Raw genomic sequence first — 11,967 nt, forward strand, 5'->3', positions numbered from 1 at the left:
GGAAGGCAATTAAGCACCCCATGCTTTCACTAAGAAATTAATCCAATTTTTTCCCAAGATGTTATCTATGTCTTGCTGCGCATAACCGCGTTGTTGCAAGATGGTAGGGAGCTTTTGCAAATCGGCAATGGTATCTAAATCACCCGGTGATTGCTCTGTACCAAATGCACCATCCAAATCAGACCCAATCGCCGAATGATGACTATTACCCGCTAACTGGCAAATATGATCGATTTGATCTGCTACGTTTTGCATGGTAACACCGGTAGATTGCGGCGTACTAACCCCGCGTACCCAGTTCGGCACTAACATCCAAGCATCAAATGCAGCACCAATAACGGCACCTCTTTCAATGAGTACTTTAAATTGCTCGTCGCTAAACTGGCGATTATGATTTACAATGCTCCGTGAATTATGATGCGATGCCCAAACGGGACCTGCATATGCATCCATCGCTTCCCAGAAACATTCATCACACAAATGCGTAGCATCGAGAATAATATTGAAACGTTCCAGCTCTTTTAACAATGCCTTGCCTTTCACGCCTAAGCTGCCGGTAGAATCGGTACCAAAAGCATACACACCAGGGCCGTAGTGAGCGGGCCCCACGGCACGCAACCCATTGTTGTAAGCTTTCTCTACGCACGACAAATCATAAAAAGAATCGGCACCTTCCAAACTGAGTATATACCCAATTGGCAATGTGCTCGTGTCTTGCGCGGCTTCCCACAATTCTACGTGCGCTTTTAATTGTGCTGCGGTAGTAATCTGTACCATTTCGCCTTTCGCTTCCATGGCTTTGTAATACGCGAGTTGACCTTGGGTTTGTGCCCATGCCTGCTCTTGCGAATGCCAACCTGGTAACGGGTTATTAGGTGCTACGAAGCGTGCGATTTGCGTAGCTACACACAAACCTACACGGCCTTCACGCATAGCCGGGAAGGATACGGTACCACGACCACGGTCGGGCTTATCATGTAAACCTTCTTCTCTTTTGCGAATTTGCGGAACGGATTGCGTTAAGTCGCGGTTCCATTCCATCGCGTTCATACTTAAATCGAGGTGTGCATCAAATATTAATGAATGCATAAAAGGCGATTAATCGTGGTTGAATTAGATGTTGATTTTCCTTTGGCGTGCTGTAATACGCCATGTACCGGTGTATTGTCCATGCTCGATAATATGCGCTTCGTTATACAGCGCAACTGATGGACATACATGGAAAGGCACAGCGAATAACAAGGCGCCAATTGGTAATGGCGTAGCGGTTTCTACCACTAGGTGTTCTTCACTTTGGGAGATCACTTTGTAATCGGCCAAGTTTAAGAATGCTACGCGTTTATCGATGGTATTTTCGGCAGCAACTGCTTTATGCCCGAGGTCGGTAGTAACACGGCCTGCAATAGGCTGTGAAATCACGCGGGTAAACAACACGGCAGCTTTCAGAAAGGGTTGTTCTGGTAAAGAACTACCATAGCCTTCGTCCCACAACAAACAAGTACCCGGGCTGCAAATAACGCCGGGGCGTTTGGCATGCACGGTAAACGTGGGTGTACCGCCTACAACAATTCCTGGAGTAGGGTAGTGTGCGTTTATTATTTGTTGAACGAGGGAAGCTACCGGGGCGTATGCTTCGTTGGTAATAGCAGTACGCTTGTCGAAATCTACTTCCCGAATATGCCCGTCGTATACATGTAAACCCAATAGGCGTAGATGTTTTAACTGGGCAATTTGTTCGTACAAGGTAAATGCATCGGTGGGGTTGATGCCTGTGCGGTGCATACCATTGTCGATATCGATATATACTTGCGCGGTGAGCCCGGTGGCTGCGAAGGTATTATTGAGTGCTTGCGCGGCGGGTTCGTTATCTACTACCGAGGCAAATTGCACCTTTGGGTAGGCTTGTACTAAAGATAACCAGCGATTCAGCTTGGGACCAATCACTTGGTAAGCGAGTAAAACAAAAGCGGCGCCGGCATCGGCTACCATTTCCGCTTCGGCAATAGTTGCACATTTAAAGCGGGTGATGCCTTTGTCGAGCTGCATTTGTACGATCTCTTTGAGCTTATGCGTTTTTACATGTGGCATCAGCTTCGCGGGATCGCCCGCAATACTAATCATGGTGTCGATGTTTTGTGCAACACGATCTTTATAGATTAATAATGCGGGGCTGTCGATATCTGCAGGTACTTGGAATTCGTACCAGTTACCGGTATCCATAAGCGAATGATATTAGTCGGCTAATTCAAAAAGCACTTCAATCTCAACAGGAATATTCTCTGGTAAAGAACCCATCCCTACGGCACTACGTACGCCAATACCGTTTTCTGGTCCCCAGATTTTTGCGAATAATTCACTACAACCGTTGATAACGAATGGATGTGGACCGAAGTCTGGTGTAGCATTCACCATACCCAATACTTTAATCACGCGTTTAATTCTATCTAAAGAACCCAAGTTCGTTACAATTGTAGACAAGATCGTTAAGCCCACTTGTTGCGCAGCCAATTTCGCCGCCTCAGCATCCAAGTCAACGCCTACTTTCCCGAAAATCAATTCACCATTTGTTTGTACAGGACCGTGGCCCGATACATATACCATCTTATCAACTACCAGCAATGGTTTATACACACCTTTTGGCGCTGGCGCCGGTGGTAATTCCAAGCCTAATTGTTCGAAGTTTTGCGTTGCTGTCATCTTATATAATTTTATATGTCTACAATGTTCGTTTGCATAATTACGCATCAATTGCCATTATTATCCCTTCTTACAAAAGAAAATTTTCTACACGAAGAGATCTAATATTAAAACCCCTAATAGGCCTACAACAGAAACAATCGTTTCCATCACCGTCCAAGTTTTAAAGGTTTGCTTTATACTTAAGTTGAAATATTCTTTAAACAACCAAAAGCCGCCATCGTTCACATGCGAGAACATTAAACTACCGGCGCCAATGGATAATACCATTAATTCTGGAGAAGTACCGCTGGCAATTACTTGCGAATGTAAAATACCGATAGTTGTAATACCCGCTACCGTGGCCGAGCCAATACATACACGGATGATAGCAGCAATCATCCAACCAAGGATCAATGGAGAAATAGGCACTGTTTGTAACATGTTACCAATCTTATCATTAATACCCACATCGGTCATCATCTGCATAAATACCCCCGAACCCGCGATAATTAACAGTACAGGTGCAATATTTTTAATCGATTCTTCGAGCGATTTCATCACCTTTTGCATGCTTTGACCACGGCGAATACCCAGTAAATACACCGCTGCTAATAATGATAAGAGCATGGCAATATTTGGTTCGCCAATGAAGCCGTTGATTTTAGCGATAACGGAATCTGCCGGTAAATAAGGTTTGGCTACCGTGGTAACAGCCAATACAATAAGCGGCATAAGGCCGGCCAAGAGACTAATACCTAGGCTTGGTAATTCAATCGCAGGGCGAAGCTGTATATTCAGCATATTGTTAGAAGGATCGACCTGTATTTTCTTCAAAGTACCACTAAACACCGGCCCTGCTAGTACGATAGCTGGGATGGCCACGATTAAGCCGTACAACAATGTTTTACCAATATCTGCGTTTAACAAAGAGGCAATAGCTGTAGGGGAAGGATGTGGCGGTAGAAAGCCATGGGAAACGCTTAAGGCGGCAATCATAGGAATACCGATATACAAGAGGGGAAGGCGAGAGGTTATACCCGCGGCAAAGATGAGCGGAATAACCACCACGAAACCGGCGGTATAGAACATGGGGATACCTACTAGCAAACCGGCAAAGGCCATCGCCCAACGAATGTTATTTACACCAAACAAGCGGATCATCGATTGTGTAATTTGTTGCGCCGCACCACTGTCGGCCACCAATTTACCCAACATGGCACCAAAACCGAGAATCATTACCAAACCTCCAAGGGTTTTACCAAGGCCCGTTTGCAAGGATTTACTTAAGGTAGGCGTATCTAATCCACACGTTAAGCCGATAACGATACTCACAATAATGAACGATAGAAAGGTGTCGATCTTCGCCCATACAATCAATAATACAAGCAGTAATATAAAGCCGAGAATTGTAAGAATTAGCAGCATACCAGGAATTTATAAAGTCTTTAAGTGATAACCTTAAAGATAATAGTTGGGAATTTATAAAGCAACGCGAAATGCTTTGTTAAAATTATTTTCCTTTCCCCTACAAAGAAAAATAATTGTACCTTGACCGCCCGCTTTCATTTTTTTCAATCATATGAAGCGCGTCCATACCGGTAACCTTAACTATAAAAGACAGTAGATTAATAAGTGAACTATGCGAAGAGTATTCCCGTTAGCAATTGTAGTGATGTGTGCGGTAGCCTGTAATAACGGCACTACCACGCCAACAACAGATTCCGCTGCGATCGCCGCCCAACACGAGGCCGACGATCGTAAAACACCCATTCTTTCCGAAAGAGTGGCCGGTTCCGTGAACGTATACGATGGTGTGAATGGTAAATTATTGTTTACGTTGCAAGATGATGTACCCGTTACCACCACCATTACAGAAAATGGCTGGTGCCAAATCGGTATCCATGCTTCATTAACAAACGAGGAAGCAACTAACCTGTTCATCGCGAAAGGTGCAGATATTAAAATAAATGATCAAGTTGCCGGGAAAGCCGAATCTAATTTAGAAGTAGGCTCCAGCGATGGTGAACTAACCGGGTATATTGAAGCGAAATACATTAAACGCGGTACTATTATCGAAAATTACTTGTCGAACCTGCTCCAAAGCAAAGGCAACAATAATATTACCAAGCAAGACCTTCAACCCTTTATTGCCAGCTACCAATTGCGCGAAACCGATGTATTGGGTACAAACTGGAAAACTTATGAGTATTACGACGATTGGATGACCGATGCTTCGGCTGGTTGGAGAATCTTACTCGTATTCAAAGGTGATAACTTGCTAGGCGTAGTACATTCGCGCGTAATGCACGTAAACGATAAAATAGATACCGCGCTGGAATTGGGCTACAATTTCCTCAATGTAAACAGCACCGATACTACGGCACTCAATGATTTTGTTACACAGTTCAACGAGTTTATTGTGGGTGTAGATTGATAGCACTGGATAAGTATATAGGAGTGCTTGTTGTAAAGCAGCAAGAACTTTTTTATGGATACAAAAACGCCCTCTCTAGCAGCTAGAGAGGGCGTTTTCAGTTGTGCGAACAAGATCGACTAGTTTTCTTTCGCAGGCGCTTTTAACGCTGTGATTGTTTTTTGTAAGTAATCGATTTGTGTTTGTAAATCTTTCGCTAAAGATGGATTATCTGCAGCAGCAGCAATTGCTTCTTTTTTCTTCGTAACAACTGTTTCGAAAGAACGAACGAAGTAAGCATTCAAGTTTGGATTCTTGTACTCATCTGCCATCGCTTTAATTTGATCTACACCTTTCGTGAAGAAAGCAGTGCTTTTCGTTTGGCTCAACAAAGTGATGTACTGGATCGACATTTGGAATTTATCTTGACCAGAAGCCTCATCAAATTTATCAGCGAAGAATTTGTAATCGGCATCATTGCCATTCTTCACATATACAGAAGCAACCGCAGCAGATAAGGCACCTTTCATGTCTTTCTCCATTGATTTTGCAATAGGATACGCTTTCTTCAAATCGATATCAGCCAAAGCATTCAAAGCAGTACCGGCTACCAAGTAAGATTTATCTGAAATAGCTTTTTCGAAGATCGCAGCATTTGATGCATCTTTCAATTTCGCTAATTGTTTAATAGCAGCAGAACGTACTAATGAGCTTGGATCGTTTGTAGCTAATGTTTTCAATTTAGCTTCTGTGGCAGCTTTAACATCAGCATTATCTAATTTCAAACCATTAATGACCATCGCACGCAAACCGAAGAATTTATCGTTCAACGCACCGGCCAAAGCATTCAAGGCTTCTTTGTTCGCTGTTTGTTGTTTCAATAACACTTCAATCGCTTCCCTACGATCTAAGTAATTGGGCGCTTTTGATAATTGGAAGATGTACGTTTCTAAATCGCGGCGATCTGTTTTAGTAGCTAACAATACTTTGTCGGCATCTACGTTTACGAAGCTTGGGCGCGTGTTGTAGTTGAAAGTAAATGTATCTACTTTGTTTTCAACCGTTACTTTATGACGCACCTTGTTGTTGCCTTCATAAATATCGATCGCCATTGGCAAGCGGTAAACTTTGTCGGCCTTCTGCGTTTGTGCAACAATTACTTGCACCGTTTTCTTCGCATCGTCGTACACATAGTTAATATCTAAGGTTGGGAAACCACCGCTGAAATACCATTGGTTCCAGAACCAGTTCAAGTCTTCACCTGTCACATCTTCAAATGCTAAACGCAATTGGTGTGCTTCACCTGTTTTAAAGGCGTTGGTGGTAAGATATTTATTCAACGATTTGAAGAACGCGCTATCGCCTACGTAATTGCGCAACATGTTCAAAATACGGCCACCTTTTTGGTAAGTAACAGCATCGAACACATCTTCTTTATCGTGGTAATGGAAACGAACCAGGTGTAAATTCGGCTTATAAGCCTCTTGGTTCATGTAGCCTTGCATGGATTTGTAGTGATGATCATCGGCCATATCCTTACCGAATTTGTGTTCGAACCACAAATACTCAGAATAATCAGCGAATGATTCGTTCACCGTTAAGTTAGACCATGATTCAGCTGTAACGTAATCGCCAAACCATTGGTGGAACAATTCGTGTGCAATTACCGACTCAACCGTCATATCATGATCGTCTAACAATTCACGGTCAGTTTTCTGTACGAAATCGCCGTGTAAAGTAGCGGTTGTATTCTCCATTGCGCCAGAAACATAGTCTTTCGCTGTGATTTGAGAATATTTCACCCAAGGGTAATCTACACCGGTAGCTTTAGAAAAGAACGTCAACATTTCAGGTGTATTACCAAAAATGGCTTTCGCATGTGGCGCATATTCTTTTTCTACATAGTAGTTTACCTCTTTACCGCGCCAGGTATCTTTTGTAATAGCATACTCACCGATTGCCATCATAAATAAATATGGGGCATGCGGAAGATCCATTTTCCATACGTCGGTACGGGTACCGTCGGTGTTTTTAGTGGATTTAATCAACTTACCGTTAGAAAGCGTTGTGTATTTGTTTTCAACGGTCATCGCAATTTCTTGCGTAGTTTTTTGGTTCGGGCGGTCGATGGTTGGGAACCATGCGGAAGATCCTTCTGTTTCGCCTTGTGTCCAGATTTGGATCGGTTTCTTAGGATCTTTGCCGTCGGGGTTGATGAAATAAAGACCTTTTGCATCGTTAATAGCCGCGCTACCTTGTACTTTTAGCTCATCGGGTTTCGCGGTGTAGTCGATGTAAATGGTGTAAGATTCTTTGTTGGTAAAGGTTCTGCCGAGGTTAATCAACAAATTCCAGCCGTCGTACTTGTACTTTAAAGGCGTTTTTTTACCGGCTGTTACAATCGCTACTTCTTTAATATCCATGCCTTTAGCATCTAAGTTTAAAGAATCGGTAGCGTAAAAATGAGGTTTCAGGGTAATCCATGCCTTTCCATAAAGGTAGCGTTTAGCATAGTCGAAACGTACATCTAGCTTGGTGTTAACGAGGTCGTTGATTTTGGTTGCCGAAGCTCTGTAGATCTTAAGCGCCGGGTCTGCATCTGCTTCTTTCGTTTGCGCTGTAGCCACCTGCGGGATGATGCTCACACCCGCCATAGTAGCTGCAACGAGGAAACTTAGCAGTCTTTTACTTGGTAATTGATCCATGAATGTTGTTTTAATCAAAAATAAAGGGTCGCCTATTACGACGGAGGTCAAATTTAAACAAATGGCCCAAAATGATCGCAAGCGGTTAAAATTGTTATTTTTGTGAGAATAGCAATACATCCATATGATAAAAGCAACTGTGAATGGTCAAACACCGGTAGAGGTGGAATTCTCTAAAACCCCATCCAGCAATGGGTTCCAGCAAAAGGTGAATGTGAACGGGCAACCCGTAGCTTGGGGTACCGAAACCCTGCCTTCAGGAAGTTTTAGCGTTTTAATGGGCGATCAAAGTTTTGTAGCACAAGTGGTTAAGGTGGATAAAGAGGCGAAACAAGTGACTGTTCAGATCGATAATAAATTATATGAAGTAGGTATAGAAGAGCCTATGGACCGTTTACTTACCGCAATGGGTATCAAAGACGCCATGGCGAAAAAAGTAAACGATATCAAAGCGCCTATGCCGGGCCTAGTATTAAAAGTACTGGTATCGGCAGGTCAACAAATTAAAAAGGGCGACCCTGTATTAATATTAGAAGCCATGAAAATGGAGAACGTTTTCAAGGCTACAAGTGATGCAACAGTGAAAGAAATTAAAGTAACCGAACGTACGGCCGTAGAAAAAGGAGAGGTTTTGATCGTGCTGGAATAATATTTGCAACAATAGCTATATAGGACAGAATTCATTATGCATTTATACTGGAAAAAAATATCATATCTTTTTCTATGCCTACTTATAGGCATGAAGTTGGCCGCCCAAGATCCATCGTATTACATCTATATTCAAAGTGAACGTAACCAGCCGTTTTATGTGAAGTACGAAGGAAAGGTGATCAGCTCTTCTGTGAAGGGCTATTTAATCCTTTCCAAGATCCCGCAGGGCGACGTACCCGTTACAATCGGTTTCCCGAAAAACGAGGTACCCGAGCAACAATTCACGATCAACTTACAAGGCTCCCGCGATAGAGGCTACTTGCTGAAAAATACAGGCGAGAAGGAATTCTCGTTGTACGACCTGCAAACCTTTGGTGTAGTAAAAGCCGGTTCTAAGCATAAAAAAGCCGAAAAGCCGGTAGAAGAAGAAACCGCGCTCGCACAAAATACAGCTGCTAGTACTACGGAAAACGTGGAGCAAGTAGTAGAGAAAACAGCGGAAAAGGCTACTACAACAGCAGAAGAGGTGGGTACTGCTGCTACCGAAACCGCGAAAGCGGCCGAAGCAGTGGTAGTTCCTGTGGTAACGCCGCCTGCACCTGCGAAAAAACAAGGCACAAAGTTCTCAGATGCGTTGGATAAAGTAGTACACGACGATCGTCCTTATGAAGAATTTAGTGCTTTGCCCGATTCTTCTGCCAAGGTAGATAGCGCCGCCACAGTAAAAAAAGCCGTAGAAAAGAAATCTACAAAGCCTAAAACACCAAAAGCGCCCCTATCTGATGAAGAGCAACAGCTATTAGCTTCCGTAATGGAAGATGAAAAAGCAGCTGCTGCAACAGAAGCCGCTAAGGATGCGGAAGCGGCTGCAAAAGCCGAGGCTGCTGCTAAAGAAGAACGCGCTGCCGAGTTAGCTAAGAATGCAGAATTGGAAAAAGAGAAAGCGGCAAAAGCTGCTGAAGCCGATGTAGCAAAACCTTACGAAACAGTAGGAACAACGTCGGAAGAAGCAAAAGAGGTGAGTGGAGAAGAGAAATCGGTGAAGAAAGAGAAGAAAACGAAAAAGAAACGCCCTACCGAGGAACCCGATTTCATTGAGTTCGGGGAGGAGAAAGCCACTGCGAAGCCTGTTAAAGAAGTGGCAGTAGCTTCAGAAGAGGTAGCTGTTCCGGTAGAAAAACCAGCTAAGAAAAAGAAGAAAAGAGAAGATAAGCCGGTAGAAGTAGAAAGCATGGGAGATGGTAATATCGTAACGGATACTGGAGAAGTAGTGACAACCGAAACCGTAAAAGAAGCAGAAAAGACAGATAAGAAAAAGAAAAATACGGCAGATGATGTACGCATGATCAACTCCGATTGCCAAAACCTTTTGGCAGGTGAAGATTTGAGAAAGCTAGTGCGTAAGATGTCGGGTGCGAAGAAAGAAGCAGATATGGTGGATGTTTTCAAAAAGAACACCCGTAATGTATGTGTATCTACAGAACAAGTGCGCACTTTGGCCCAGTTGTTCACCAGCGATGATACCCGCTATAGCTTCTTAGACGCGGCGTATCCTAGAACTTTCGACTCGGAAAACTTTAAATCATTAGGTAATATATTGTCAGACGATTATTATATCGGCCGCTTCAAAGCCTTGGTGAGGAAATAAACGTAGAGAGATCATATAATAAGATATAGAAAGTCCCGGCCATGTGCCGGGACTTTTATTTTTTACTAATTTCGCGCACTATGGCGAGGTATTTTATAGATGTGGCCTATATGGGGGCGAAGTATAATGGGTTTCAAGTGCAAGACACGGGACTGTCTATTCAAGGAGAAATAGACAAGGCTTTGTCGACCTTGGCACGTACCACCATTCAAACTACGGGCTCGAGTCGTACAGATGCAGGCGTGCATGCCAAGCAGAACTTCTTGCATTTTGATTTTGAAGGGGAATTGAATCCGCAGCTAACCTATAAGATGAATGCTTTGTTACCGCGCGACATTGTGGTGAACAACTTCTTCAAAGTTGATGACGAAGCCCATAGTCGTTTTGCCGCTACCAGCCGTGCATATGAATACACGCTCTTTACGTATAAAGACCCTTTCTTCCAGGATCGTGGTTATTATTTCCCTTATAAAGTAGACATTGATTTACTGCAAGCAGCCGCTACAATATTGATGCAGCATACGAACTTTGAAACCTTTTCGAAGCGCAACACGCAGGTGCATACCTTTAATTGCACCATTCTGCACTCTTACTGGGAGCAAAACGATCAGCATTTAAAATACTATGTAAAAGGCAACCGCTTCTTACGGGGCATGGTGCGGGGCTTAGTGGGAACAATGCTGCGCGTGGGTAGAGGTAGGTTAACATTGGAGCAATTTGAAGAAGTGATATTGAGTAGGGATTGTTCGAATGCAGATTTCGCCGTACCGCCACAAGGATTATGCTTAATGGAAGTAGCTTACCCGGCAGATTTGGTAATGGAGAAGGTATTTTAAGGTAGTGAATGGGGGAGTTGATATGTATTGAAGGCTCAATGGGTTATATTATACGAGTAATATATCCACATATTTGTTGAATGTTCTTCCAATGTTATCCCAAATATGTTCATAATATAGGGCATCAATTAGCGGAGTATGAACACAGTTACTAGTATATAATATTATAAAGGGATGTTGCTACAGGTATATAGTATATAATGAGATAGCTTTTGATAAGGAATGAAAGCGTACGAATGCGTGGCATATGTAGTAATAAAAAGAGCATTGATTGATTAAAACTTCGTGTATTCTTCACCGTTAGCAGTATAATTCAAGCAGAATCTATACATCATTCGAAAAAACTTATCTTCTGGAATTAGCCACCACGGCCATTTTGAAAAATAATCTTCCATAAAACTCAAAATATATTTGGCTGTAACGAAAACTTCCCTACCTTTGCATCCCGCTTTGATAGAAAGCACGCATACAACAGCTCTTTACGACGATATTTTCCTTTTATTTTTATGACGAATACAAAAGCTTGCAACGCAGGCTGGGTAAAGGTTTCAAGAAGTTTTACTTTTGAAAAATGAGTTCGAAAAAATAATAAAAATAAAATTTGGAAGTGATAAAAAGTTTACTACCTTTGCACTCCCAATCAAACGGAAAACAGTTCTTAAAATAACGATCAAGTGTAGCGCAAGGCTTACAGGTTCGCAACCTAAACACTCGCAAATTTGGTTCAAAAGTGAACCGAACAAGATCTTTGAAAGTTTGGAAACAACAGCATCGATCTTTACGCAAGTAGAGATCAAAATAACAGGTAATGTTAGCGAAAAACATTAATTGACACGTCTAATTACGAGAGTAATTAGCCAGTTCAAACAACTTCTTTACAATGGAGAGTTTGATCCTGGCTCAGGATGAACGCTAGCGGCAGGCCTAATACATGCAAGTCGAGGGGCAGCGCAGTGTAGCAATACATGGGCGGCGACCGGCAAACGGGTGCGGAACACGTACGCAACCTTCCTTCAAGAGTGGGATAGCCCAGGG

Annotated in this window: 9 protein-coding genes and 1 rRNA gene; 5 read left to right on the forward strand and 5 right to left on the reverse strand. The window is 42.9% G+C overall.

Annotation, left to right across the window (positions count from 1 at the left end):
• Positions 1-9: 9 nt before the first annotated feature.
• The 4 genes from LX64_RS15685 to LX64_RS15700 form a co-directional block, all read right to left on the reverse strand.
• Positions 10-1,089, reverse strand: a complete 1,080-nt coding sequence (locus LX64_RS15685; protein WP_111598608.1) for a dipeptidase — start codon at positions 1,087-1,089, stop codon at positions 10-12.
• Between the two features lie 24 nt (positions 1,090-1,113).
• Complete coding sequence (locus LX64_RS15690; protein ID WP_111598609.1) at positions 1,114-2,220, reverse strand: D-TA family PLP-dependent enzyme; 1,107 nt, start codon at positions 2,218-2,220, stop codon at positions 1,114-1,116.
• A 12-nt stretch (positions 2,221-2,232) separates the two neighbouring features.
• Entirely contained in the window at positions 2,233-2,697 is a 465-nt protein-coding gene (locus LX64_RS15695) for a RidA family protein (protein ID WP_111598610.1), read from the reverse strand.
• An 87-nt stretch (positions 2,698-2,784) separates the two neighbouring features.
• Complete coding sequence (locus tag LX64_RS15700; protein ID WP_111598611.1) at positions 2,785-4,104, reverse strand: gluconate:H+ symporter; 1,320 nt, start codon at positions 4,102-4,104, stop codon at positions 2,785-2,787.
• Positions 4,105-4,318: 214 nt separating this feature from the next.
• Here LX64_RS15700 and LX64_RS15705 point away from each other — a divergent pair, with 214 nt between their 5' ends.
• Positions 4,319-5,113, forward strand: a complete 795-nt coding sequence (locus LX64_RS15705) for a hypothetical protein (protein ID WP_148707341.1) — start codon at positions 4,319-4,321, stop codon at positions 5,111-5,113.
• A 119-nt stretch (positions 5,114-5,232) separates the two neighbouring features.
• On the opposite strand, the gene LX64_RS15710 is transcribed toward LX64_RS15705, so the two are convergent.
• Entirely contained in the window at positions 5,233-7,797 is a 2,565-nt protein-coding gene (locus LX64_RS15710; protein ID WP_245952699.1) for a M1 family aminopeptidase, read from the reverse strand.
• A 124-nt stretch (positions 7,798-7,921) separates the two neighbouring features.
• Here LX64_RS15710 and LX64_RS15715 point away from each other — a divergent pair, with 124 nt between their 5' ends.
• The 4 genes from LX64_RS15715 to LX64_RS15735 form a co-directional block, all read left to right on the forward strand.
• Positions 7,922-8,446 (forward strand): biotin/lipoyl-containing protein, encoded by a 525-nt coding sequence (locus LX64_RS15715; protein ID WP_111598613.1) that lies wholly within the window; start codon positions 7,922-7,924, stop codon positions 8,444-8,446.
• 90 nt (positions 8,447-8,536) lie between these two features.
• Entirely contained in the window at positions 8,537-10,096 is a 1,560-nt protein-coding gene (locus LX64_RS15720) for a DUF4476 domain-containing protein (protein ID WP_158538639.1), read from the forward strand.
• Positions 10,097-10,176: 80 nt separating this feature from the next.
• A complete protein-coding gene (gene truA / locus LX64_RS15725) occupies positions 10,177-10,932 on the forward strand; it encodes a tRNA pseudouridine(38-40) synthase TruA (protein ID WP_111598615.1) in 756 nt (251 codons plus the stop codon).
• Positions 10,933-11,809: 877 nt separating this feature from the next.
• Positions 11,810-11,967 (forward strand): 16S ribosomal RNA (locus LX64_RS15735); the annotation flags it as partial.

Source organism: Chitinophaga skermanii (genome assembly GCF_003259335.1).
Lineage (GTDB): Bacteria > Bacteroidota > Bacteroidia > Chitinophagales > Chitinophagaceae > Chitinophaga > Chitinophaga skermanii.